Genomic DNA, 25,853 nt, shown 5'->3' with positions numbered 1-25,853 from the left:
TCAACTATTCGGAGGAAAAAGAGAAAATGGAGGGGCAGTTTTGATAGAAGTAGTCGGGTTGAAGAAGGTTTTCGATAATAAGTTTGAAGCCTTGAAAGCAGTAGATTTTACAATAGAAAAAGGCGATTTGGTTTGTTTGTTGGGACCAAGTGGTTGTGGGAAATCGACGATATTGAATTTGATCGCGGGGTTGTTGAGTCCCACCGATGGCGATATCCGCTTTAATGGTTCTTCCGTTGTTAAGACGGAGCCAAAAGACCGCAATATCGGGTTTGTTTTTCAGAATTATGCCCTTTATCCCCATATGACTGTGTTAGAAAATGTCATGTTTCCACTGACAGTCGGAGAGAAAAAGATCAAGAAAAACGAAGCGCAGAAAATTGCTGAAAAGTTCATGAAACTGACCAATATTGAAGAATTAAGTCAGAAAAAACCAGGAACCCTTTCTGGCGGACAGCAGCAACGGGTAGCGATCACGCGTGCCTTGGTGCAAAGTCCAGAAGTCTTACTGCTAGATGAACCATTAAGTAACTTAGATGCCCGTTTGCGCTTGAAGATCCGTGAAGAGATCCGTCGATTAGTCAAAGAAGTAGGCATCACCACGATCTTCGTGACTCATGACCAGGAAGAAGCTCTTTCTATCAGTGATAAGATCATTTTGATGAACGAGGGGATCATTCAGCAAAATGATGATCCGCAAAACCTTTACTTAGAACCAAACAATCTTTTCGTAGCGAAATTTATTGGTAATCCAATCATCAACATCTTGCCAGTAGAAGTCAAAGAGGGCCAAATGATCCATCCAGCGTTTACGATCCCGGTTGACCGCTTTACTGACATTCGCTTCAAAAAACCATTGACAGACGGCCAATATACGTTAGGTATTCGTCCAGAAGATGTGCTGACCACCTTGCAAGCAGGTTTGTTCCAAACAGAAATCAAGAGTGTAGAGCTGATCGGACGAGAACGAATCTTGAACTTTGATCTGGCTGCAAAACATATGAAATCGATCGTTAGTATTGAAGAGATCATTGAAGAAGGCGCGCAAGTGTCATTTGATTTTCATTACAAAAAAGCCTTTATCTTTGATGAAAAAGGAGAGCGGGTCTACTAATGTTCAAAAAAAATTATAACCCTGAGAATCAACCAAAGGCGTGGCTGTTTTTACTGCCTTCATTGGTCATTATTTTCTTATTCAGTGTATATCCGCTGTTTCGTTCCTTCATCATGAGTTTCCAAAAAGGAACCTTGATTAACCAACAGTATGCTGGGCTTGAGAACTATCAAAGGGTTTTAACGGACCCCGTATTCTTTCGAGCACTGCAAAACACAGCGCTGTTTGCTTTTGCGGTCGTGCCGATCTCGCTGGTTCTCTCATTAGCGATTGCTTGGATCATTTTTGAAAAAGTCAAATACAAAAGTTTTTTTGAAACGATCTTCTTTATGCCTTATGTCACAAGTACGATTGCCATCGGGATCGTGTTTCGTTACTTTTTCAACGGCTCTTACGGGATCATTAATTATCTACTAGGTCTTGTCGGCATTGCGCCAGTCAACTGGCTAGATAATGTCAATATGAGTATGACGACCTTGATCATCTTTGGCGTTTGGACGAGCCTCGCCTTCAACATTATTATCTTGTTGGCAGGAATGCGCAACATCGACAAAGAACACTACAAAATCGCAAAAATGTTTGGCGCCACCGATGGCGAGATTTTTCGGAAAATCACCTTTCCGCAATTGATCCCAACCTTTGCTTTCTTGTTGACGGTCAATCTGATCAGTGCCTTTAAAGTCTATACCCAAGTATATGCCTTGTTTGGCGGCCAGCCAGGGATCGCCCGCAGTGCAACCACGGCAGTCTTTTATATTTATGACAAATTCCATATCGCCGGACGTCCGGGGATTGCAATGGCGGCAACCGTGATCTTGTTCATCATTATTTTGCTCGTCACCTTTATCCAAAATAAACTTTTGAAGAAAGTGGGCGAATAAACGAATGAAAAAAATTGTCACGATTGTTTCGATGCTGTTTTTAGCAATTTTAGCAGTGATCACGCTGTTTCCCTTTGTCTATATGATTTTAGCTGGTCTAATGACCTACAGTGAAGCAACCAGTATTCCACCGACGATCATGCCAGAGTCTTTCCAGTGGAGCAACTACGGGGAAGTTTTTACCCGAGCACCGTTTTTACGCTACTTCTTTAATACGGTCTTCGTTTCCGCGGTGACGACTATCGCGACGCTGATCACTGCGATTCTAGCTGCCTTTGCATTGACTAGTCTTGAATTCAAATACAAACGGTTAGTTATCGGATTGATGATCTCGTTATTGATGGTTCCTTATGAATCGATCATTTTCACCAATTACAATACGATTGCGCGAATGGGCTTATTGAATACGTATAGTGCGTTGATCATTCCCTTTCTGACCAGTATTTTTTACATCTATTATTTAAATGGTTATTTGCAAAGTATTTCCAATACCTTTTACAAAGCGGCCAAAATCGACGGTGCTAGCGATTTGGCTTACATTCGGCGGATTTTGATCCCCATGTCAAAACCAGCCTTAGTGACAGTCGGGATCTTGACTTTCATCTCTAGCTGGAATTCCTTCTTATGGCCGTTGCTAGTAACCAATGAGAAAAAATACCGCCTCTTAAATAATGGGTTGGCTGCCTTTACCACAGAAAGCGGCAGCGATGTTCATTTACAGATGGCGGCAGCGACCTTGACCGTCATTCCAATTCTGATCATTTACTTGATCTTTAGAAAAGAAATTATCAAAGGAGTGGCTAAAGATGGCATCAAAGGATAAAACGACGATTACCTTTCATAGCGGGATCTTAACGATTGGAGGGACCGTCATCGAAGTTGCGTACAAAGATGCCCATATCTTTTTTGACTTCGGTTCGGAGTATCATCCAGAAACACCCTTACCAGATGAAGAATTACAAACGTTAGTTGCGCATCGCTGGATACCAGAACTGAAAAATGTCTACGATCCACGCTTAGACTACACGTACCAAGGAAGCGAAACGAAAGAATACCAAGAAACAGCAGTTTTTCTTTCCCACGCCCATCTGGATCATTCCAAGATGATCAACTTTTTAGACCCAAATATTCCTATGTACACCTTGAAGGAAACCAAAGCGATCCTCGAAGTGTTGAATCAAAAAGGGGACTTCTTGCTGCCCGTTCCTCATGAAGAAAAAAGCTTTGTCCGTGAATTGATCGGCTTAGAACCCCATGATGTGATTCGGGTCGGGGAAATCAAAGTCGAGATCATTCCAGTCGATCATGATGCGTACGGTGCGGCAGCTTTGTTGATTCGCACGCCAGATCATTTTATCGCTTATACCGGTGATTTGCGTTTGCATGGCTATCATCCAGAGCGTACCAAAGAATTCTGTCAGTTAGCCAAACACACGGATCTATTGATGATGGAAGGGGTCAGCATCAGCTTTCCAGAAAGAGAACCGGACCCCAAAGCGATCACAGTGGAAAGTGAAACAGAATTGATCGAGACCTTCGTGCGTCTGGTCAAAGAAAATCCCCAACGACAAATTACTTTCAATGGCTATCCAGCCAATGTCGAGCGCTTTATGGCGCTTGTTGAAGCCGCGCCGCGGACGGTTGTTTTAGAGGCGAAGCAAGCTGCTTTGTTGAAAGAAATTTTCAATAAAGATGTACCGTTCTATACGATCGATGATCAAGTACCAGCGACGCTCGATCCAGCCTTCGCCATTTCTTATCAGGCATTATGTGCCGACACGAGCCAGTACCTTTGGCAAGCAGTCGCGCATTTTGAAAACTTGCAGACGGGTGGTTTGTATATTCACAGTGATGCGCAGCCGTTAGGCGATTTTGATCCAGCTTATCAAGTCTTTTTGGATCAATTGGCAGCACTGGACATCGAATTTGTCCGTTTGCCAAACTCGGGACATGCGAAACCAGCTGATTTAGATCAGATCATTGCATGGATCGAGCCCCAACGATTGGTTCCAATCCATACGCTGAAACCAGAAAATCTGGTGAATCCGTATGGTGAAAGAATATTGCCGCAACGCGGTGAAAAAATTATTTTAGAGTGATAGAGGAGAGGAAAAAATGAAAACAAAGAAACTTGCATTTGCAGCAGCTGCAGCCGCGACATTGGTATTAGGGGCTTGTGGAAACAACAACGATTCATCTGGTTCTACGGAAAGTGATGAAATCGTTACAGAGCTAAGCGAAGATACGACTGTCACCTTTTGGCATGCAATGAATGGTGCGCAAGAAGAATCATTGACGAAATTGACCGAGCAATTCATGGACGAAAATCCAAACATCAAGATCGAATTGCAAAACCAATCAAGCTATCCTGATTTGCAAGCAAAGGTGAATTCAACCTTGCCTTCACCAAAAGATCTGCCAACTATCACCCAAGCATATCCTGGTTGGTTATGGAATGCTGCCCAAGATGACATGCTAGTTGACCTTGGCGAATACATCAACGATGATACTATCGGTTGGGGTGACCAAGAAGAGATCCGCAGTGCCCTTTTAGATGGTGCACAAATCGACGGCGTGCAATACGGGATTCCTTTCAACAAATCTACAGAAATGCTGTTTTACAATGCAGACATGTTAGACGAGTATGGTATTGACGTACCAACAAACCTTGAAGAATTAAAAGAAGCTTCTCAAGAAATCTATGAAAAATCAAACGGTGAAGTCGTAGGTGCTGGTTTTGACTCATTAAACAACTACTATGCCATCGCAATGAAAAATCAAGGCGTTGATTTTGACAAAGACTTGCAATTAGACAGCGATGAATCAAAAGAAGTCATCAACTACTACCTAGATGGTGTTAAAGACGGCTACTTCCGAATCGCTGGTTCTGACAAATACTTGTCTGGTCCATTTGCCAACGAGCAAATCGCAATGTATGTCGGCTCAATCGCAGGGGAAGGCTTTGTTAAAAAAGATACCGAAGGCAAATTTGAATATGACGTAGCAGCTCGTCCAGAACCAATCAACTTGCAACAAGGAACTGACTTGTATATGTTCAACAGCGCAACACCAGAGCAACGCACCGCTGCTTTTGAATACATGAAATACTTAACTTCGCCAGAAGCGCAAAAAACATGGGCGATCGATACCGGCTACATGCCAGTTGTTGAATCTGTTTTGGAAAGCGATGAATACAAAAACAATCCTGAAACAAAAGTCGCTGCCAAATTAGAAGATGCAACCAAAGAATTGTTCTCGATCCCAGTGATTGAAAATGCTGATCCTGCTTACAATGAAATGCGTTCAATCATGGAAAACATTTTGTCTAATACAGATCAAGATGTCGATCAATTGATTGAAAACGCGAAACCACAATTAGAAGATGCTTGGAACCAATAATTCTGAATTTCTTCGTCAAAATAGGGTATAATCAGGGAAACACCTGAGAATGAAAGACAAAAGGGTTTGTGCCATAAGGTTTGAAGACACAAGGAAGCAGAAAATGCTGGCTTTCGAGGGTTTTCGACTTATGCGCATGCCCTTTTGGTCTATTGAGGGGAAAAGGAGTCTTTTGAATGAAAATCACGTTTTTAGAAACGAGCGATATGCATGGCTATGTCTATCCAACCAATTTTGCCGATGACACGGAACAAGGATTCGGCGTGGCAAAAGTTGCCACCAAAATGAAAGAACTGCGCCAAGCAGCCTCCGGGCCGGTCGTAACGATCGAAAATGGCGACTTTATCCAAGGCTCGCCCTTAAGCTATTACATCGCCAAAAGCCAGCACTCCGTTGCCGCATTGACCGCTGTCGTCAACCACCTAGACGTTGATGTCCATGTTTTAGGCAATCATGAGTTCAACTACGGTCTGCCTTATTTGCAAGAAGCGATCGCCAGCTACGAAACGCCGGTGCTTGCAGCGAATATTTTAAATGAAGCGGGAGAACCATTCTTTGGCCAAGCCTACACCATCATTGAAAAAGAAGGGGTAAAGATCGCGATTTTAGGAATGGTGACGCCATATATTCCTCATTGGGAACAGCCTGCGACGATTCGAGGGATGCAGTTTGTCAGCATCGTTGAGACAGCGAAAAACTATGTGCCTTACTTAAGAGAAAAAGCCGATATCGTTGTCGTCAGCTACCATGGCGGCTTCGAGCGTGATTTAGTCACTGGAGAACCGACCGAATTATTGACCGGCGAAAATGAGGGCTATCAATTATTGCAGGAAGTCTCAGGAATCGATGCGTTCTTCACAGGACACCAGCACCGTGAGATCGCCACAAAAATCAATGGTGTCTCCGTTGTACAGCCCGGTTATCGTGGAAGCTTTATCGGCGCCATCGAATTGACGGTTGAAAAAAATCAGACAGGGGTTCATGTCACAAACAGTACGGCTGCGTTGATCCCTGTTGCAGATGCTGTCCCAGATCAAGAGACGTTGGCTTTGTTAGCACCCATCGAAGAAGAATTACAAACCTGGCTAGATCAGCCGTTAGGCAAAGTCAGTGGGGATATGCGAATCACCGATCCGATGGGGGCACGCTTGAAAGAGCACCCTTATATTGAATTTATCAATCGTGTTCAGATGGCTGCCAGCGGTGCCAAAATTTCTGGTACTGCTCTTTTCAACAATGAGGGCAAAGGCTTTGGCGCAACCATCACGATGCGAGATGTGATCACTAATTATATTTACCCAAATACGTTAGCTGTAGTCAAAATAACAGGTGCCGAATTAAAAGCCGCTTTAGAACAAACGGCGGATTATTTAGCCGTTGTTGACGGTCAGATCGTCTTCAATCCTGCTTTTATTGAGCCAAAACCGCAATATTATAACTACGATATGTATGAAGGCATCGAGTATACGATCGATCTTAGTCAACCCGTCGGTCAGCGAATCACCCGCTTGGACTTTGAAGAAAAAGCCATTGCGATGGATCAAGAATTAGAGATCGTCATTAACCAATACCGTGCAGTAGGTGGCGGCAACTACGCCATGTTTTCTGCCGAAAAAATCGTTCGTGAGATTCAAGTCGATATGACGGAACTGATTGCTGACTATTTAAAACAGCATCCTCAAATCGAAGCTACGACGAATCAAAACTTTCTAGTGACGTTATAACAGTAAAACAGCCTGCGATGAAGGAATCATCGCAGGCTGCTTCTTAATTTTCTACATTGCGTACATAGTCATCAAAGTATTTTACCAAATCCGCTTTGACTTGTTGATAGTCTTCTTCGGAATACTCTTTGTCTTCTAGTTTTGCTTCGAAAAACGGCATGGTCAATTCTTCTCGTAAACGATCCAACACTTGTTCTTGGTTCATAACGTCACCTTTTTCACATTTGATTTGATTTCATCATAACAAATGAAATGAGGCTGTCAATGCTTCGTAAGTGTCTTTCATTTTTTCTAAACGATTTTTTAAAGAAACAAAATCATCGTCATCATGAAAAAGGACTTGTTTTAATTCAAAATAATAGATCTCAAAAGCATCAAAGAAAGCAATGACTTCCGCTGTTTGCAGCTCTTTGGCAGTATCGCAGCGAATATAGGCTTTTTCAGCGATCGCATACGTTTCTGCAGTCGTTAATAGGACCAATGATTCATTGTATTTGCGGCTCGTCACTAGTTCAAAGGTTGATTGACATTTATTGTAGATATTAGAAAAATCTTTGAGCACAAGTTCCTTTGGTGTTTTATCAAACATGGGGGAATCCTCCAAAACTTTATTTTTTGAATAAGACGCAGACACATTCTGGTGCGTAGATGTCTTTTTCTAAGACAGTCAATTTGCCAGTGGCTTCATCGCGTTTGTATAACGTTAGGTTATCAGAATTTTGGTTGGCACAAACGAGATAATCGTTTGTCGGGTCCAAATCGAAATCGCGAGGGAAGTCGCCTTCAGTCGAGATTGATTGAACAAAAGTCAGGCCAGCGCCTTCATCGGTTACTTCAAAAACAGCGATTGAATTATGGCCGCGATTTGAGCTGTAAACAAAACGGCCATCGTTCGAGATACGTACCGCAGCGCCACTGTTGAAATCCGTAAAGTCCGCAGGGATCGTTGGCACCTTTTGGATTTTCTCAAAACTGCCATCTGCTTCATTGTAGCGTAAAACAGTCAATGAGCTGTCTAATTCGCCCACTAAGTAAGCGTATTGGTTATTTGGATGGAAGACCAAATGACGTGGACCAGTTCCGTCTTCTGCCACGTAAACGGAAACTTCTGTCAGTTTGCCATCTTCTGAAATATCATAAGTATATACCCGGTCTGTTCCAAGGTCACAAACTGCTAAACGTTGGTCTGGTGTTAAGTCAGTATAGTGGACATGAGGTTTGTCTTGGTTTTCATGAGAGCCGACGGGTTCATCATGGTAGATGCTGTCCGTTGCTTCGATGCTGCCATCCTCTAGAATTTTATAAACATTCACTTCACCTTTATGGTAGTTGGCACCATATAAAAGCTGACGGGTTTCATCAACTGCTACATAGCAAAGTGGTGCGCCTTCTTCCGTTGCGGTATTCAGCAAGGTAAAGTCTGGGGTATAAGCAGCTGCGCCGCCGTTGCCATCTACTTCTGTGACGCTGTAAACTGCTTCTTTTTTACTGCGGGCAAGATAAGTCGGACTTTTTTCTTCCGCGCATAAGGTCAAATCGGTCAGTGTTCCTTTTTCCGTATCTAAAGCGATCGAATAGATCCCTTTACTTTCGCGACGAGTGTACGTACCTAAATAAATCGTTTGCAACATAAAAAAACCTCCTAATAGTTTCATTCCTATTTAATTCTACCATAGAATGCGGTTTTGGGCGGGTAGAAAAACTCTTTATGTTATAATAAACAAGAAGATAGAAAGGGGAGTTTGTCATATGAAAAAAGGGACGATCAAAGAAATCGGTCCACAAGCGATCGATTCGCAAGAAAGAATGATCATCTTTTTTGGTGAAGAAGCGACCGACACACTGCGAGAATATTCAGTCATTCAAACGATTCCAGATTCGCAAGCGTTAGTCGTCACAAAAGGGGACCAGATCACTTTTGGTGATCAGACCTATCAAGTCCAATATGTAGGGACGGTCGTAAACCAAATCCTGCAAACGATCCAGCATGTGACCTTTGTCTTTGACGAAGTGCCGGCTGAAGATCAGCTTTCAAGTGCGATTTATTTAACGCCAACTGTTCTGCCGAAACTAGAAGTCGGCATGCAGGTGACGTACGACTAGGAGGCAAAGAATGTCATGAAAGAAACGCAGAAAAAGCCGCATTCCTGGTTTTGGAAATGGTTTTTAAACAATCAAGCAGTGACCAGCTTGCTGGTCATTTTATTGATTCTCTTGATTTTGCTGCTCTTTACGAAAGTGTCGTATTTGTTTGAACCCGTCTGGCAATTTTTAGCCATCGTCGGATTGCCAATCATTTTGGCGGGGATCTTGTATTACTTGATGAACCCCACCGTCGACTACTTAGAACGCAAGGGAATCAAACGAATCTACAGTATTTTCGGTCTCTTTATTTTAGTGGTTGGTCTGATCGTCTGGGGTGTGGTGGTGATCATCCCTAAGATCCAAGAGCAATCCATGAGCTTTGCGGATAATTTGCCAGGCTACTTGACGATCATCGAGAATAAGGTGAATGAGATCCTCTCTGATCCAATCTTCTCACAAGTCCAAGAGCAGATCGAAGCCTCCAATGAGAAGTTGATTTCTTCTTTGACGGATATCGTCCAAAACCTTTCCCGCAGCACGATTCAAAATCTAGGCAGTTTCTTCGGCGCCGTTGCAACGATCGTTTTAGCGGTCATTACCATGCCATTTATTTTGTTCTACCTACTGAAAGATGGCCGTAAACTAGCCCCTTATTTTGTTAAATTTCTGCCAACCAAAATGCGCCAGCCATCACTGGTCGTCTTAAAAGAGATGAACGATCAAGTATCCTCCTATATTCGGGGACAACTGACGGTGGCGTTTGCGGTCGCAGTGATGTTTATGATCGGGTTTAGTATCATTGGCTTAGATTATGCCATCACACTGGGGATTGCAGCGGGATTTCTAAATTTGATCCCTTATTTAGGATCTTTTTTGGCCATGATCCCTGCGGTCTTTTTAGGAATCGTCGGTGGACCCGTGTTACTGATCCAAGTGCTGATCGTCTTTGTCATTGAGCAGACCATTGAAGGCCGCTTGATTTCGCCATTAGTTCTAGGAAACGAGTTGTCGATTCATCCTGTCACGATCCTGTTAGTCCTCTTGACTTCAGGAAAACTGTTTGGCCTTGTTGGGGTCATTTTAGGGATTCCTGTGTATGCGGCAGCTAAAGTGGTCATTACCCATGTGTTTGAATGGTATACGCGGGTTTCCTCCTTGTATGAAGAGGAAGAACCGATCCCCGAAGCGCCACCAGAGGACACCCCAGAAGTGTAGCAGCTTCGAGTGTAAAAGAGCCCATACGTATTATCTACGGTACAGCCTTTTTCTGTGGGCTGTACCTTTTTTATGCGGATAAAAGAGCCAGCAATCATTGGAAAGTAACGGAAGATTTACAACCTATGAACGATGATTTTTGAGAAATAGACAGCTCTTTATTCAATAGAAAGAGCGAGGGATAGTGGCTTGGATCCAATTGACTTCGAAGGAACAAAAGAATATAATCGATTTATATAAAGAGTTTATATAACGAAACTTGTGCTTAAGGAGGACAATGAATGCCGAAACAACGAATAACAAAGGAAATGGTGGTTGATGCCGCCTTTGAGATTGCTCGAAAAGGCGGTATGGAGCACGTGATCGTCAAGAACATTGCCGAGAAGTTAGGCTGTTCAGTCCAGCCCATCTATAGTTACTGCACCAATATGGAGGGCCTGCGAACAGAAGTAGAGCAGAAAGCACGGCAATTTTTACAAGCGTATCTAGAAGCCCATAGCGACCCCCAGGATCTGTTTCGCAGTACCGGACACGCGTATTTGCAATTGGCGAAAGAAGAACCCCATATTTTGAGTATTTTTGTCTTACAAAAAAGAGCGAATGTTTCGTCATTAGAAGATCTGTATCAGTTGGAGACGAATCCTCAAGTAGCCCAAAGGATTGCCGCCGATTTGACTATCAGTATAGAAACCGCCAAACAGCTACACATGCATATGCTCATTTACACGATCGGAATCGGTACGATTTTCTCAGTAACGACACCTGGTATTCCACTAGATGAAATCTATGCACAACAGGAAAAAGCGTACGAAACGTTTTTAGAACAAGCAATAGCTGGCACAAAACCATAAGGTGCAGTCCTAACTGCAGAGAGGAGTTCCCCCATGAAAAACGGCATGATTGTTTATCAATCGAAATACGGCGCTGTCAAAAAGTATGTCCACTGGCTTCAAGATGCAACAGGTTTTTCCAGCCTAGAAACCCCAAAAGCGAAAATAGCTGAAGTAATGGATTATGACACAATTATCTTCTGTGGGGGAATCTATGCATCGGGTATTGCTGGACTGTCCTTTTTAAAAAAGAATACCAACCAGCTAAAAGACAAAGAGATACTTATCTTTTGTGTGGGAGCCTCTGCTCCTGAAGAAGATGTTGTGAAAAAACTCAGAGAACAGAATCTCACGGGTCCAATAAAGGACATCCCCCTTTTTTACGGCAGAGGACAATGGCAGGAAAGCAAAATGAATTTCTTTGATCGAAACTTAGTGAAAATGTTAAGAAAAGCTGCGGCTAAGAAAGCGCCGCACACCTATGACCCACAGACGAAGGCACTCATGGAAGCCAACGGACAAGATTGTGATTGGACAGATAAAAAGTACTTGGGTCCGTTGGTGGATTATTTGGAGCAGGGACTGTATTGAACGAGCACAAGCGTTTATTGAGGTTTTATGACTCAAATGAGCAATAAGTGTCCAGAGTGTAAGAACAGAACAAAGTTAGTTTATTGCTAATAGATTTTCTGTTGTGACACCCAGAGTCAGCAACTAAGTTCTAAAAAATCGTTCGATCTATTTCTAAAAGCAATGACTAAGTAGAATGCCGATCACGCATGAGAGGATGTCTTATGCGTGACGGTTTTTTGTTTTATAAACTAGATAGCTTATCTCAAAAAAAGGGTAGCTGTTTCCTTTGCTGACAAAATTCTCAGGCACCGTATCTAATGGATTTCTTTTTTGCTTTGCAGGATGAACAGTTTTGTGAAGCTGAGCGTTAAACCTGATCTTTTTAGTGTTTTAAAAATAAGCAGATAAGCTATCACTTTCTGTACAACGTATATTCTTTCTAAATGCAAGATATCTTTCGTTGCGGGGTTTTTTATGGCTTGGGCGGATTTGACACACTGTTGCAAGAAATACATATGGTCGCCGAAAACATTGGTTGCGTATACTGAATGCAAGATAAAAGAAAGCCTTGTGAGGTCAAGAAAATGTGGATTTTAGCAATTGATATTGGCGGTACTGCTATTAAATGTGGGTTAGTGAATAGTCAAGGGGAACGCAGACAATTGACTCAATTTCCTATGAACAAGGAATATGCCACAGTCACGCAACGCATATGTCGACACATCGATGCATTCTATGCCGCAACATTTGATGGTATTGCTATTAGCTCAACGGGACTGGTTGATCCACGAAGCCAAGAAATCGGGATGACATCACCTTTGTATGAAGGATTTGGCAAAAGACTGGTTAGGCATTTGCGAAGCACATACCAATGTCCAGTGGCTGCCGAAAATGATGGCAACTGTGCGTTATTGGCAGAAAAGTGGTTAGGTCACGCTCAAAATTGTGCGTCCTTTGCGACAATTGTCCTAGGTACATCCGTTGGCGGTGGCTTAATGATTAACCATCAATTGGTTCGCGGCAAACACTTACTAGCAGGAGAGTTTGGCTATATGCTTTTTCCGACCGAAACGAAGGATTGGGAACTTTGGAGCATCGCAGGGTCAACCAGAACTCTTGTGGAAGAAACAGCAGAGCGTATCGGAGATCCAACAATCAATGGGCAGCGCATTGATACACTGGTTCAAGAACAAGATCCGCGATGTCTGCCAATGGTCGCTGATTTTGTCGATAAGCTGGCGGCAGCTTGCTATAGCCTGCAGTACATGATTGATCCGGAAATTATCTTGATTGGTGGTGGAATCAGTGCTAGCCGTTTCTTGATCCCTCAAGTAAACGCACGATTGGCTGTGATTGCTGAACAGATTCCAAGTACTGTTATCGTGCCAAACATTTGTGCCTGTCGTTTTGGCAATGAATCAAATTTATTAGGCGCTTGTTATAACTGGTTAAGAAAATACAAGCCTGATAGCTAACTTGTAAAAAAGCATTGTTTTTTATTAAAATAAAGCGTATTTTATTAGAGTATCATACATTCTTTTCTCCTAAATAAGTACCGATAAATGAAAGCGTTTTTGAGCTTTTGAAATAACAGAGAATAGGTGATGCAAGTGAGAAAGTACACGGAACAGAATCGTCAAAAACTATTTAGGGGAATCATTCGTGCCATCAGCTCTTATTTAATCGTGTTTTTAGTGCCTTTTTTAGCCGTGTCATGGATTTGGTATGATACATCTGTCAAAAGTATCAATGAACAAGTACTGCTGACGGCCAGAAATCAATTGATCCAATTGAAATATTCATTAGAAAATACATTTATTCAATTGAATTATCTGACCCAAAAAATGACCAATGATCATGTTGTTTCATTGAAATACCTACAGCATCCTTACTTGACTAAAGAAGCAAAAGAAGCGATGCAGACATATAAAATCACTAACGATCTAGTCGAAGAAGTCTATTTATATTATAAAGAAGCCCCGGCGACCCTTTATTCAACCGTTGGCTCACTGTCAGTCGACACATTCTTGAATAAGGTACTGCCAAAAAACGATATGGACCAAGTTCAATTGGTCGCACAATTGGACTCTCCAGCGCCGACGTTACTGACATTGGAAGGTGCTGGTGGAGAACAGCGATATTCGCGTTTCTTTTATATCGTTCCAATTCAAAGTGAAGAAATGACCGTTTACGGCGCAGCAATCTACGAAATCAAAGAAAACAATTTGAAGAGAATCCTTGATTTAAGCAATAGTGATGGGCTCAGCAATACCTATATCATCAATGATGAGTATCAGTTATTAGCCAGTACCACCAATGATGAGTTAGCACGCTTTTTAAATCATCCTGAGCGAATGAAAAAAGGCATTCAAACAGGACGAATGCGGTTTGAACAATCGACGTATTTTGTTCAAGCAATTGCCAACAAAGAATTGAATATTTCGGTCGTAGCTGTCGCCAATCCGAATCAAGCATTGGCTTCAGTTAACCGTGTGCAAGAACAGTTCGTCCTAGTATTTATCGCCATATTGTTTACGGGGATCACCGCAGTCGTGATGCTTGGTTTACGCAGTTATCGGCCGATTCGCAAAATAGAAAATCTGGTTCAGGAGTTTCATCGTGATCCAAAAATGACTCTTCATTCGATGGATGATGTCCATAATACGCTAGCGGCATTTTTGGTAGAGCACCAAGAACTGCATCAGGAAGTTCGTTTACAAACACCCCATGCGAGAGAACAAGTATTGCGCAAATTAATGAGTGGACGTTTCCGTTCAGAACAAGAATTGGCTCTGCTTTTGGAAGCTGTCCATGTTTGTTTCCCTAAGTCGAATTATTTTGTGATCGCCATTGATACGAAAACTGTTGATACCAAAGCCAAGCAAGGGGATAAGAAATTTTTAATTGATTATATCGAAGAAATCAAAGAGGCTGATTATACGGCATATGCCACTGAAATTTTGTCCACAGAAATGCTGGCATTGACCGTTGGCTTTGTTGATGGCAAAAAACAAAAAGAAATTGTAGATGCTATCGCGGAAAAAATTACCCAAGCGATCTCCCTAACACCCGCAATGGGTGTCGGGATGACGGTGGATCAACTAACGGCTATTAATGAATCGTATATCGAAGGATTGGCGGCACTGGAAAATCAAGGAAGTCAAGGGAAGCAAATCAGCTACTATGCGGAGCTTTCCCAAGAGACCAAACATTTACCGATCAATTATCCAGACAATCAAAAATTAAAATTGATCCAAGCCTTGAATCAAGGAAATATTGAAATTGCCAGTGAAACGATCCAACGTTTGATTGAAGAAGGCGAGAGCAAGCAGACCTCGCCTCGTGTCCAAAAAATGTACGGCTACTACTTGTTGAATACGATCGCGCAAGTCGGCGGTGAATTGGTGGGGGCAGAGGTACTGCATACTGCTTCTGAAAGTGCCGATTTCAACAGCTTGAATCAATTGCAGACGGCCTTGTTAACGATTGCCCAGCAGATTTGTACAAAGGTGCAGAAACAGCCGCTGGATGACGAGTCGGAAATGAATGAGAAAATCTTCAGTTTTATTCAAGAAAATTATCATTCCTCTCAGCTATCGCTAGAATCTGTGGCAGAGGAAGTAGGTGTATCTGTCTCTTATGTCAGCCGTTTTGTAAAAAAAGAAAGCGGCAAAACCTTCTCCAAATATATTCAAGAATTACGGCTGAAAAAAATCAAAGAAGAACTGATTGAAACAGATTTGCCGATCAAAGAAATTATTCGTAACAATGGGTATTATGATGTTTCCAACTATACGAGAAAGTTCCGAAAAATAGTGGGTGTGACCCCAGGGCAATACCGTGAAATGAACCAAAAAATGAGAAATTATTGAAAGTAAGAGGAAGAATGAGATGAATAAACCAGTTGATTTGAAAGAAGCTCAGCAACGAGCTGCCGTCTTTTTTGAGGAGATAGGTTGGCAGTCGGCGAAGGATCCGCTCCCGCAAATAGTGGTCGATCCGCAGCTGGATGCTGATTTTCGATTTGAAAACCAAACAATCAGTGTGTTCTCGCCAGAACACGTCTTTTACGCGTTAACCAAATATGGCCGAGATCAAGCGACAGGTCAATTAGCACAGAAAAGCTATCTAGCAGCGCTTAAAGAACGCTGTCTGATGATCGATATCGGGCGTAAATTTTATTCTCTAACTGATTTGAAAGCAATCGTCCGCAGTATGGCTTGCTTCCAATTTACGCATCTGCAACTTCATTTTTCGGAAAACGAAGGCTTTCGGATTGAATCCCAGCAATTTCCAGAAATCGTTTCGGAAGAATATTTGACCAAGCAGGAAATTCGTGAATTGATTGCGTATGCTCAAAACCATTCAATTGCCATTATCCCTGATTTTGATTCTCCTGGTCATTTGCGGCAAGTATTGGCTCAAAAACCCGAGTGGCAATTACCGACAGCCGATGGCACGCGTGATGATCGAGCACTGAACATTTTGGATTCAGAAGCGGTAGCTTTTATTCAGGAAGTTTATCGGGAATATGCGCAACTGTTTGAAGACAGCACCTATTTTCATATTGGTGCCGATGAGTTTATTGATTTTGATCATTTAGAAAACTTTCCGCAAATGATCGAAGCAGCCCGCGAGCGCTATGGGGAAAAAGCTAGCGGAATCGAAGTCTTTATTGATTATGTCAATGAGCTGGCGGACTTTGTTGAAAGTCTCGGCTTTGTTGTGCGGGTCTGGAATGATGGATTTTACCGCTTGAATCGCCAAGAGCAGACAACATTGACGGAGAATTGCCAAATCTCCTATTGGACCCGTTGGAACCAGAATATGGCGCCGGCAGATGTCTTTTTTGAAAAAGGCTATACCATGATCAATCACAATGATAATTTTTTCTATTATGTCTTAGGAGAAGCGGCAGGCTATACTTATCCAACCTACGAAAAAATCAGCAATGAATTCCAGTTGACGACGTTTGCCAATGGACAACAAGTTGCACAGGAACAGCTTGCACAAACACAGGCGATCGCTTTGTCCGTCTGGGCGGATGTACCTGAGGCTCAGACTAGTCGTGAAGTGATCCAAGCGATTTTTTGGCTCCAAGCGGCCATTAGCCAAAAAGTTTATAATGAACCCAATCGGCCAAAAGAGACAGTTCAAAAGCTCTATGATGGGTGGGAAGCGACATTCAGCTGATTGCTAGAGGAATTGGGTGAAGCAGCAATCCCTGATAATCCCTATTATTTTTTTATGATGAATAAGTTTAACAATAAGGCAAATCAATGCCAGCGGCACACTGTATAGAATGAACATAGCCCCGAGTGAGGGGGAGAAAGGGAGCAAATAAGTGATCATAGATATTCAACCGTTGAAGAGAAAAGATATCCTTGAAATGGATCAAATGTTTTTAAAGCAAGGGTGGCCTTCTCGCCAGCAGCTCTTGATTGATTATTTAAACGAGCAAGAAGCGGGGGAGAGATACGTTTTGCTTGCCAAAATAAACAACAAAACTGCCGGGTATTTGACCTTGATCCCTCTAGCAAAGCACGGACCATTTAAAGGCTTGTATCCAGAAATTGTGGATTTTAATGTTTTTGAATCCTATCAAAATCAAGGGGTAGGCAGTCAGCTTTTAAAAGCAGCCGAAGAAAAGGCACGAGAAATAGCTGCCGTGGTGACATTGGGGGTAGGCCTGCATAATGGTTATGGATCGGCCCAGAGACTGTATGTAAAACAAGGCTATATTCCAGATGGATCTGGTGTTTGGTTCAATAATCAGAATTGTGCGATGAATGCGCCTTGCTGCAACAATGACGATCTTGTTCTTTATTTGTCTAAGGAACTTTGAACCTCCTGTGGTAAGTACCGTTAAGAATGGATTAAGCACGCAACTCGTTTGGATGTTCTCATCACCTGTTCAACAAGCTGGTTGGCTACTTTCGTATAGGCAAATTTGTAGGAGTTCTTGAACAAATAGCCATAAAAAATGACTAAAAGCGATCCGCTTCTAGTCATTTTTTTGTAAAGAAAGTAAGGGCAACGTCTTTATATAAATAAATTCTTCATTTAGGACAGTGCAACGGGTGCTTACATTTCTCTTAAAGTGATCTCGACCACTGGTACCAACACATCTGGTGGGCAGACGGGTAAGCTGAGAACAAGGTCCTCTTTGTTGATGATGGCTTCCGTTGAAGTTAGCACTTCCTCGGGATCAAATCCTCGATAAAACAATTCGGAGCCATCATGTAAGAAACGGATATGCTTTACGCGTCCTGCAAGCCCTGGAAGATGCAAGGATTTGTATGGATAAGAAAAGAGGTGCAAGTAAAGTTTATTCCCGTTTTGGGTGTAACGACTGTCAATAGGCGGTTGAAAAGAGCTGGCATCACAGCCGATAATCGCTTGTTGATGATAATGCATCCATGAACCTATGGCTTCTAAATGGCTGCGAGTTGGTAAGCTGATTTCTCCACGAGCATTTGGGCCGATATTTAAAAGAAAGTTCCCATCTTTTGCCACTGTGTCAATCAGCATTTTGGTCATCATTTCACTGGATTTCCAGTGCTGAGCATCACGATCATAGCCCCACGTTTCGTACATCGTTTGGCACGCTTCCCATATCAAAGGCAATCCATCCGCTTCTAATGGTTTGTCTGGTTGGAATTGCTCAGGGGTGGTAATCCCTCGGCCCAAATCCAGACGGTCATTCAGCAGCATGTTCGGCTGCAGGTTTCGACAAATTTTTTCGATCCGCTTACTATCCCAATCGGCGGCACCTTTGCCTTTAGACCATCCCCAATCTCGATGACTATATGGAAAATCAAACCACATATAATCGATGGTTCCATAGTTAGTCAATAGTTCAGTGACTTGACCAGCTAAAAAATCTTGATAGCGGCGCATGTCACGCTGGTTATTCGTCTGACGGGCTTGAATAGTCTCTCGTTGCGGATGCAGGCCGTCGAGCGTGAAATCTGGATGATACCAATCGATCAGCGAATGATACAGCCCAATCTTAATGCCGACCTTACGAAATGCCGGCAGCAGTTCTGCTAAGAGGTCACGCTTGAAGGGGGTATTGGTCACTTTGTATTCGCTGAGAGCGGTATCCCAAAGGGCAAAGCCTTCATGATGTTTCGTCGTGAAGACCATGTATTGAAAACCGGCCTTCTTTGCGGTTTGAGCCCATTCCTCTGCATTGAAAAGATCAGGATCAAACTGAGAAAAATAGTTCTCGCGATAGGTGGTGGGTTCAATTTTTTCTGTCGTCATAAACCATTCGTGTCGAGCGCCAATACTGAATAGGCCGAAATGGATGAATAAGCCAAACCGATCATGGAGGAACCAGTTTGGGTCAGGGTAGTCGGCAGGCCAATTTTTATACGTTCTCATTAAAAATAACTCCTTTTTCAATCACTTAAAGAAATTCTGTATTCGTCATGACTGTTTCTTGAATTTTCCAGCCATCTGCTTCCTTGACAAAGGTATGGTAAGCCTCTGTGATGTGGTCACGGTAAGAAGAGTCTTTTGGGCTGATCGTTTTCTGTTGAGCCGCGACCAGCATGGATCCTGTCTCTTGTTTAACAACTTCAAAAGAAAGCAGCGTGTGCTGCAGCTGTTCTTCTGCAAAAAAATCAGCTAATTCTTGGGTCGTCTCTGCTCGTGCCGCTGCCACTAGCGTTGCGGCATAGGCTGTCGCGTCTTGGTCAGAGGCTGCTTGTAAATTTTCTTTCAGCACTGCCAAACAAGCCTCCGCCGCTGCTTGATTTGTAATATTGCCTGTCATCTCCAGTTTTTCTGAAGGTTGGGCATGAACTGGAGCAGAAGAATCGGTTGTTAGAAAATAGAGAAAGAATAGGCTAACAATAGCCAGCAGACTCACGATGACGGTTCGGCGCAGCAAGGATGTTTTCATAAGTTCTCACTCCTTCTTTTAAACATCAGAAATTTTCCCCGCACTATAGATTCCATGAAATAAATTGCGACCCACAGAAGTACTGCCGCTGAAAGGGGTCACCATTGGTAAGGACGGTTGAGTCAATTCTTCTAACGTATCGAGCTCCCCGTCCAAGAAGGCAGTAAGCCGCCAGAGTGTCGTATCGCAGCGCATCAGCAAGGCGCCGTATCGCAGATCGATAATTTCAAAACCGAAAGGTCGATTCCAGTCAAACCAGACTTGACGATGGGCTTCATAAAGGGATTGCAAGGTGGATTTATAGACACTGAGCTTATCTACTGCTTGGTGCAGTCCGGTGCGATCTTTGCTTTTATAGGCACTAGTGATCTGGTTGGTAATACAGGCTTTTTGTGCCAAAACATCAGCCAGCTGCTGATAAAAGGCAAACATCGTTTGTGTGTCCCGTGTTGTTTTCACAGCAGCCAACTCTTGAGCCAATGTTTGATAGTGGGATGCTAAAGAAAGATCAGTTAAATTTTCTTGATACAAGCCATACAGCAAGTCTTGGTAGAGCAACAGCTTGCTGGGGTTTTCTCCGTGAGGATTGTTTTTTGGCACACCTGTAGTTTGATCAAAGCGATCAAGCAGTAAAAAGTCGTTGGCTATTGATTGATGAAAAAGCTGAAATTTTTTAGTTAAATTCTCTAACGAAAGGTCGTTTCCAAACTGCACTTCACTGAAATATTGCAAACCTAGTAGCGCAGCAATCACTGGTGTTTCAGCTCCGTCGTCGCCCCAAAGTGTGGCATAGACTTCTTGGACATCGTTTTCTTTGGCGGCTTGCAAGGCGTGACGCATGGTGGCGAAACTTTTGCCGTAGTTCGGCGCCAAACCGTTCCACGTCCAGATACCTCCAGCAAAGACGATCGGCTGTTTTAATTCCCGATGTTTCGCAAACATTCGCTGATAAGAGGCATGATCATGGTGATAATAATCCCAGTAAACCATTTTGACAGCAGGAAGGTCAGAAAATAATTCTGTCGGAAAACACACGTCTGAATCGTAGTAATCACCCGTAGGCGCACCGATTCTAAAAAACATATCGCTCCACATCATCGGCTCAAAACCTATGTTTTGACAAAGCGCAGCTACCTGCTTTAGGTGTGCGGCCATAATCGTGAAACGGTCTTTTAACCCGTGTATTTCTAAATACTTTCCTTTCCCCAATTGGTGTGCTTCATCCATACCGATGTGCAGTTGATCAGTTGCAAAACACGAACGGATCGAACGGATCGCTGCTTCCAAAAAAGTATACGTTTCTTCTTCTCCCACCAGTAGAATATCTTCTGTGTCCCGAATATTTCCAGCGAACTGCCACTTTAAAGGATTCGTCAAATGTGCCAATGTTTGAATCGCTGGAATCAAAGTTACTCCTACGGCTTGGGCATAGGTATCTAGAGCCTTTAACTCTACTTGGGTATAACGACCGCGCAAATGTCCGAAATAAGGGTACTCTGGAATTTCATAAGTATCTTCCATATAGAGCATGAGGCGATTGAGACCCATCTTACTTGTTAATAAAATGAACCGTTCCAGCTGTTTCACGGTCATCACCGCATTGCGGGACAGATCGATCATTGGTCCAATTGCTTCAAAATGCGGCTGTTCTTCTAAGACATAGACTGGGCGGTCTTCATGCACCCATAAAGTTAATGCCCGAAACAAATGCGCTTTTTCTTGATAGTAAATGATCGTTTCTAGTGGGCCGTGGCAAATTTTCAGGGAACCGGGTCGATGAATCAAGCGCAAGGGATGGCCATTCGGCGTTTCCCTCAATTCTAGTTCTTGCAGTGCGTGACTAAAAAAATCATCGAGGTTTTCATTACTTTGGATAAAAATGTCCTTCATCACGAGCGTCCTTCTTTCATCAGTGATTCCGAGCGCTGAATCGCTTGAAAAGAGAACCAGCTACTGGGGAATAGAAAAAAGGGAACAAAGCCGATAACTAATAAGATTGGTAAAAAAGTCAAAATGATAGTAGTCAGTAAGATTCCCAAAATCATCGCAATTGTTTGGGGAACACTGATAACCATTAGTAATATTGCTTGTTTAAAATAGTGAAGAAGCGTCAAATCATAACGTAAATAGACCGGCAGAAGGTACAAGCTGATCAAAAGGGCACTGATAAATAGCAGCAGCAAAAAAAAGTGAATCAAGCTATTTTGGATAAAAGTACTAGAGATACGTAATTCCAACCATAAGAACAACAACAAACCCGCTTGCATGGCGCCTAATTGATTGGCACGACGGAAATTTTTTTTCACGATAGTTTTGAACCAAGTCTTCAAAGACGCTGGTCGTTCCTTTTTTTGGAAGCTATCGAAAAAAGCTTGGATAATCGTAGCGGTGGCAGGAAAAATACCTAAAAATATCCCGTATCGAAATACCCAATAAAACCAGAGTAACTGCAACTTCAGGCAATGAAGTAACCAATCGCCGACTTGATAGGAAACATGATAAATACCATTCGTTTGTTTCATAAGCCCCTCACTTTCTTACGGATACAAGTTTTGTTGTATCCGCTTTATTTGTTGTTCTAATCGTATCATTGATATATAGCCAGTGGGAGTAAATGGAAAAATCACACATCGAAAACAAGAAAAACACAGCAAATGTATTTGAAACGCTACATTTCTCCAAAAACGTTCATCGAAATCAAGCTTTATTCCTTGCACCTTTTATAGACGAAGTTGTTCGTTTTAACATAGCGAAAAAACTTACATATTGTTATAGGACATTTTTTTCGCTTACATTTAGAACAAAGAAAGGAGTGCAAATGAATGACAAATATTCGCGGTGATATTGAAGAAGCCAAAGGGAACATTCAAGAAGAACTAGTCCCAGAAACAGAAATGCTCAAGCAACGTCTGGAATGGTTTCAAGACTTGAAATTCGGAGTAATCTTCCATTATGGGCTGTATGCCGAAGCGGGGATCGTTGAGTCTTGGCAATTATCTGAAAAAGATGAATGGGCTAGAGAAAACCACCCTTATCGAGAAACCATCGAAGCACTGCGTTTGGATTATTGGCAGTTGATCAATCAGTTTGAACCGAAGAAGCTGGATACCCGCAAATGGGCAAAAATCTGTAAGGATGCAGGGTTTAAGTACTGTTTATTCACAACAAAGCATCATGATGGGTTTTCGATGTTCAATACAATGGAATCAGAGTTTAAAATCGGCGGGAAATTAAGTCCCTTTAAACGCGACATATTGCAAGAAGTGTTTACGGCATTTCGAGAAGCAGGGATCGCCACAGGATCCTATTATTCTAAAGCTGACTGGTATTCTCCTTTTTACTGGTTGGATGATGATACCGTCAAAGGCCGTCATGCCAGTTACGATACCCATCTTCATCCAGAAATTTGGGCACGCTATGTGTCGTTTGTGCATCGCCAGATTGCGGAGATTACCTCCAATTACGGAAAAGTCGATTTTCTTTGGTTAGATGCCGGTTGGTGCGGACAAGGCAAAGAAGACCTACAAATGGATCGTTTAGCTGAGATTGCGCGTGAGAAACAGCCGGAATTGATCATCGTTGATCGGATGATGGGGGGCCGTCATGAAAATTATGTGACACCAGAACGCAAAATTCCTGCATTAGCGGAAATTCCTAAAAAAGTTTGGGAAAGCAATATCCCGATTGGAAATGATTGGGGCTATGTGCCGAATGATACTTTTAAGAGCAGCCAAGAACTGCTGGAAACCTTGATTGAGGTAGTCAGCAAAGGGGGGAATTTGATTTTAGGCGTCGGACCAACACCTGATGGCGAATTTACATTCGAAGAGACCCAACGCTTAGAAGAAATCGGCCATTGGTTGGCGCTATATGGTGAAGGCATCTATGAAACGCGGGCAAGACCAACAGCTTGGAAAAATGAATGGTATTTGACCTATCAAAAAGACGGTAAGGCTCATTTTGCATTTCGCAGTATCGCTGCAGTCGCTTGCGAACAGATTCCTTTAACAGAGATCGGAGCAACTGAAGAAGACGAGCTAATTGATCTAGCCACTAAAAAACCGTTACCAGTCTATAAAAATGCGGATGAACCGTATCTCTTATGGTCGGATATCAGTCACCCGAACGTTGGGGCAGTTGGGATTCGCGTTTCGACACATAGGGAAAAAAATACACATTGATTTGAAAGCGAATACAATTCATGATAAGGCTAACACCAAGCAAGGAGGAGGAAGAATGGAAACAGCGCCAATCAGACAAACCGTTTCAGTACCTAAAACAAAGAAACAAGATATAAAAATGAAGATCAAGAAAAATCGGCAATTGTACTTGTTTGTGTTGCCAGCGTTTTTGATTATTTTGATTTTCTCGTATGGACCGATGTATGGAATCATTATTGCATTCAAGGATTATATGCCTTCATTAGGGATTATGGGCAGTCCTTGGGTTGGGTTTAAACATTTTCAACGTTTCTTCGATTCCTATTATTTTTGGGAACTCATCAAAAATACTTTAGGAATCAGTATCTATTCATTGGTTGTCGGTTTTCCGCTGCCGATCATCCTGGCATTGGCTTTGAATGAGATCAAAGACGGCCCGTTTAAAAAAATTACCCAAACAGTCACGTATGCTCCAAACTTTATTGCTGTGGTGGTCATGGTAGGTATGGTCATTGCTTTCTTATCTCCCTCAACAGGGATCATCAATCACCTATTAGAATTTTTGGGTTTCGAGCGGATCAGCTTTATGACCAATCCCCGCTGGTTTAAAACGATTTATGTACTGTCGGGCGTTTGGCAAGGAACGGGATGGGGGTCTGTGATTTATCTGGCAGCCCTATCTGGAGTTGATACGCAACTGCACGAAGCGGCAACGATCGATGGCGCTTCTCGTCTGCAACGCGTTTGGTATATCAATATTCCAACGATCATGCCCACGATGGTGATCTTATTGATCATGAGCTTCGGCAGCTTGATGTCAGTTGGGTTTGAAAAAATCATCTTGATGCAGAATCCTTTGAATATGCAATCCTCGAATGTGATTGCGACCTTTGTTTACCAGCAAGGGCTGTTAGATGCGCAGTACAGTTTTGCTGCGGCAGTCGGCCTATTTAACTCATTGATCAATTCAGTCTTGTTGATCGTAGTCAATCATATCGCCAAACGTTTAAGCAACTCTAGTTTATTGTAGAAGGGAGGACCAAAAGTGAAAACAACGTCTTTAATAAAAGATACCCGTGCTGATAAAATCTTTTTGATCTTTGTTTATGTGTTTTTAGCAATTTCTTTGCTGATCGTTTTGTATCCACTGATTTATATCATCAGTGCTTCAATCTCAAATCCGCATCTGGTAAACTCTGGTGAAATGTGGCTTTTGCCAAAAGGAATCACCTTTGAAGGCTATCGAACACTACTAGGCAATAGCAGTATCTGGCGTGGCTATTTGAACACGATTTATTATACGGTTTTAGGGACATCGATCAATCTCTTAGTGACCTTACCTTGCGCTTACGCCTTATCACGAGAGGATTTTTATGGGCGACGCGCCTTCACCAATTTTATGTTGGTCACCATGTTCTTGTCCGGTGGCTTGATTCCCAGCTACTTGTTGATTCGCAGCTTAGGCATGCTGAATACTGTCTGGGCACTAGTGATTCCAGGAGCCGTCTCGGTTTACAATGTCGTTGTCACGCGAACATTTTTTCAATCCACGATTCCACGGGAGATGGAAGAAGCAGCAATTGTGGATGGTTGTTCTGATTTTCGGCTATTCATGCAGATCGTTTTACCACTATCAACGCCGATCATTGCGGTAATGGCTTTGTTCTATGGCGTCGGACATTGGAACAGCTTTTTTAGCGCATTGATCTATCTTTCTGATCGATCAATGTATCCGTTACAAATGATTTTAAGAGAAATATTGATTCTTCAAGATATGTCATCAAATACCGTCAATAATGTGACTTCAGAAATGGCGAATATGCTATATAGCAAACAACAACTTGCTCAAGTCATCAAGTACGGCGTCATGATCGTTTCTTCATTACCGGTAATTATCGTCTATCCGTTCTTACAAAAGTATTTTGTCAAGGGCATGATGGTTGGTTCAATTAAAGGATAA

24 protein-coding genes are annotated in these 25,853 nt (G+C 42.5%); 17 read left to right on the top strand and 7 right to left on the bottom strand.

Annotated features, from left to right (window positions below):
* Nucleotides 1-40 precede the first annotated feature (40 nt).
* The 6 genes from ECA1_RS01440 (at nt 41) to ECA1_RS01415 (ending at nt 7,118) form a co-directional block, all read left to right on the top strand.
* Complete coding sequence (locus tag ECA1_RS01440) at nt 41-1,114, top strand: ABC transporter ATP-binding protein (protein WP_060791542.1); 1,074 nt, start codon at nt 41-43, stop codon at nt 1,112-1,114.
* Nucleotides 1,114-1,995, top strand: coding sequence for a carbohydrate ABC transporter permease (locus ECA1_RS01435; RefSeq protein ID WP_060791541.1), 882 nt, complete (start codon nt 1,114-1,116; stop codon nt 1,993-1,995). The genes ECA1_RS01440 and ECA1_RS01435 overlap by 1 nt, the downstream gene beginning before the upstream one ends.
* Before the next feature lie 4 nt (nt 1,996-1,999).
* Nucleotides 2,000-2,818, top strand: coding sequence for a carbohydrate ABC transporter permease (locus tag ECA1_RS01430; RefSeq protein WP_005228015.1), 819 nt, complete (start codon nt 2,000-2,002; stop codon nt 2,816-2,818).
* Nucleotides 2,802-4,094 (top strand): MBL fold metallo-hydrolase, encoded by a 1,293-nt coding sequence (locus ECA1_RS01425; protein WP_060791540.1) that lies wholly within the window; start codon nt 2,802-2,804, stop codon nt 4,092-4,094. The genes ECA1_RS01430 and ECA1_RS01425 overlap by 17 nt, the downstream gene beginning before the upstream one ends.
* 16 nt (nt 4,095-4,110) lie before the next feature.
* Nucleotides 4,111-5,394, top strand: coding sequence for an ABC transporter substrate-binding protein (locus ECA1_RS01420; RefSeq protein WP_016609876.1), 1,284 nt, complete (start codon nt 4,111-4,113; stop codon nt 5,392-5,394).
* Between the two features lie 176 nt (nt 5,395-5,570).
* Nucleotides 5,571-7,118 (top strand): bifunctional metallophosphatase/5'-nucleotidase, encoded by a 1,548-nt coding sequence (locus ECA1_RS01415; protein ID WP_060791539.1) that lies wholly within the window; start codon nt 5,571-5,573, stop codon nt 7,116-7,118.
* 43 nt (nt 7,119-7,161) lie between these two features.
* Here ECA1_RS01415 and ECA1_RS17595 read toward each other — a convergent pair whose 3' ends face one another.
* The 3 genes from ECA1_RS17595 to ECA1_RS01405 are packed head-to-tail and all read right to left on the bottom strand — an operon-like array spanning nt 7,162 to nt 8,749.
* On the bottom strand, nt 7,162-7,323 hold the full coding sequence (locus ECA1_RS17595; RefSeq protein ID WP_086295756.1) for a hypothetical protein: 162 nt from the start codon (nt 7,321-7,323) through the stop codon (nt 7,162-7,164).
* A 33-nt stretch (nt 7,324-7,356) separates the two neighbouring features.
* Nucleotides 7,357-7,707, bottom strand: coding sequence for a hypothetical protein (locus tag ECA1_RS01410; RefSeq protein ID WP_005233740.1), 351 nt, complete (start codon nt 7,705-7,707; stop codon nt 7,357-7,359).
* A 19-nt stretch (nt 7,708-7,726) separates the two neighbouring features.
* On the bottom strand, nt 7,727-8,749 hold the full coding sequence (locus ECA1_RS01405; protein ID WP_060791538.1) for a lactonase family protein: 1,023 nt from the start codon (nt 8,747-8,749) through the stop codon (nt 7,727-7,729).
* A 118-nt stretch (nt 8,750-8,867) separates the two neighbouring features.
* On the opposite strand from ECA1_RS01405, the gene ECA1_RS01400 reads away from it, so the two are divergent.
* From ECA1_RS01400 to ECA1_RS01365, 8 genes are all read left to right on the top strand, one after another.
* Nucleotides 8,868-9,221 (top strand): PTS glucitol/sorbitol transporter subunit IIA, encoded by a 354-nt coding sequence (locus ECA1_RS01400; protein ID WP_005228025.1) that lies wholly within the window; start codon nt 8,868-8,870, stop codon nt 9,219-9,221.
* Nucleotides 9,222-9,236: 15 nt separating this feature from the next.
* Complete coding sequence (locus ECA1_RS01395) at nt 9,237-10,418, top strand: AI-2E family transporter (RefSeq protein ID WP_005228027.1); 1,182 nt, start codon at nt 9,237-9,239, stop codon at nt 10,416-10,418.
* Nucleotides 10,419-10,699: 281 nt separating this feature from the next.
* Nucleotides 10,700-11,269 carry a TetR/AcrR family transcriptional regulator gene (locus ECA1_RS01390; RefSeq protein WP_010749120.1) on the top strand — a complete coding sequence of 190 codons (570 nt, stop codon included), beginning with the start codon at nt 10,700-10,702 and terminating at the stop codon, nt 11,267-11,269.
* Nucleotides 11,270-11,302: 33 nt separating this feature from the next.
* Nucleotides 11,303-11,839 (top strand): flavodoxin domain-containing protein, encoded by a 537-nt coding sequence (locus ECA1_RS01385; protein ID WP_060791537.1) that lies wholly within the window; start codon nt 11,303-11,305, stop codon nt 11,837-11,839.
* Between the two features lie 530 nt (nt 11,840-12,369).
* Complete coding sequence (locus tag ECA1_RS01380) at nt 12,370-13,296, top strand: ROK family protein (RefSeq protein WP_060791536.1); 927 nt, start codon at nt 12,370-12,372, stop codon at nt 13,294-13,296.
* A 129-nt stretch (nt 13,297-13,425) separates the two neighbouring features.
* A complete protein-coding gene (locus tag ECA1_RS01375) occupies nt 13,426-15,693 on the top strand; it encodes a helix-turn-helix domain-containing protein (RefSeq protein ID WP_060791535.1) in 2,268 nt (755 codons plus the stop codon).
* Between the two features lie 19 nt (nt 15,694-15,712).
* Nucleotides 15,713-17,014: a beta-N-acetylhexosaminidase gene (locus ECA1_RS01370; RefSeq protein ID WP_060791534.1), complete on the top strand. Its 1,302-nt coding sequence runs from the start codon at nt 15,713-15,715 to the stop codon at nt 17,012-17,014.
* 151 nt (nt 17,015-17,165) lie between these two features.
* A complete protein-coding gene (locus tag ECA1_RS01365; RefSeq protein WP_060791533.1) occupies nt 17,166-17,666 on the top strand; it encodes a GNAT family N-acetyltransferase in 501 nt (166 codons plus the stop codon).
* A 239-nt stretch (nt 17,667-17,905) separates the two neighbouring features.
* Here ECA1_RS01365 and ECA1_RS01360 read toward each other — a convergent pair whose 3' ends face one another.
* The 4 genes from ECA1_RS01360 to ECA1_RS01345 are packed head-to-tail and all read right to left on the bottom strand — an operon-like array spanning nt 17,906 to nt 22,255.
* Nucleotides 17,906-19,210: an alpha-L-fucosidase gene (locus ECA1_RS01360; RefSeq protein ID WP_060791532.1), complete on the bottom strand. Its 1,305-nt coding sequence runs from the start codon at nt 19,208-19,210 to the stop codon at nt 17,906-17,908.
* A 25-nt stretch (nt 19,211-19,235) separates the two neighbouring features.
* A complete protein-coding gene (locus ECA1_RS01355) occupies nt 19,236-19,733 on the bottom strand; it encodes a hypothetical protein (RefSeq protein ID WP_060791531.1) in 498 nt (165 codons plus the stop codon).
* 18 nt (nt 19,734-19,751) lie between these two features.
* Nucleotides 19,752-21,623 carry a beta-N-acetylhexosaminidase gene (locus ECA1_RS01350; protein ID WP_060791530.1) on the bottom strand — a complete coding sequence of 624 codons (1,872 nt, stop codon included), beginning with the start codon at nt 21,621-21,623 and terminating at the stop codon, nt 19,752-19,754.
* Entirely contained in the window at nt 21,623-22,255 is a 633-nt protein-coding gene (locus ECA1_RS01345; RefSeq protein WP_060791529.1) for a DUF624 domain-containing protein, read from the bottom strand. The genes ECA1_RS01350 and ECA1_RS01345 overlap by 1 nt, the downstream gene beginning before the upstream one ends.
* A 300-nt stretch (nt 22,256-22,555) precedes the next feature.
* Between ECA1_RS01345 and ECA1_RS01340 the strand changes: the two genes are divergently transcribed.
* Genes ECA1_RS01340 through ECA1_RS01330 form a run of 3 tightly spaced genes read left to right on the top strand, consistent with a single transcriptional unit; the run spans nt 22,556 to nt 25,853 of the window.
* Nucleotides 22,556-23,914: an alpha-L-fucosidase gene (locus ECA1_RS01340; protein ID WP_060791528.1), complete on the top strand. Its 1,359-nt coding sequence runs from the start codon at nt 22,556-22,558 to the stop codon at nt 23,912-23,914.
* Nucleotides 23,915-23,969: 55 nt separating this feature from the next.
* Nucleotides 23,970-24,923 carry an ABC transporter permease gene (locus tag ECA1_RS01335; protein WP_005228058.1) on the top strand — a complete coding sequence of 318 codons (954 nt, stop codon included), beginning with the start codon at nt 23,970-23,972 and terminating at the stop codon, nt 24,921-24,923.
* A 15-nt stretch (nt 24,924-24,938) separates the two neighbouring features.
* Nucleotides 24,939-25,853, top strand: coding sequence for a carbohydrate ABC transporter permease (locus ECA1_RS01330; RefSeq protein WP_015510401.1), 915 nt, complete (start codon nt 24,939-24,941; stop codon nt 25,851-25,853).

The organism is Enterococcus casseliflavus NBRC 100478 (assembly GCF_001544095.1).
GTDB classification, from domain to species: Bacteria; Bacillota; Bacilli; order Lactobacillales; family Enterococcaceae; genus Enterococcus_D; species Enterococcus_D casseliflavus.
This window is presented reverse-complemented; position numbering and strand designations above follow the sequence as displayed.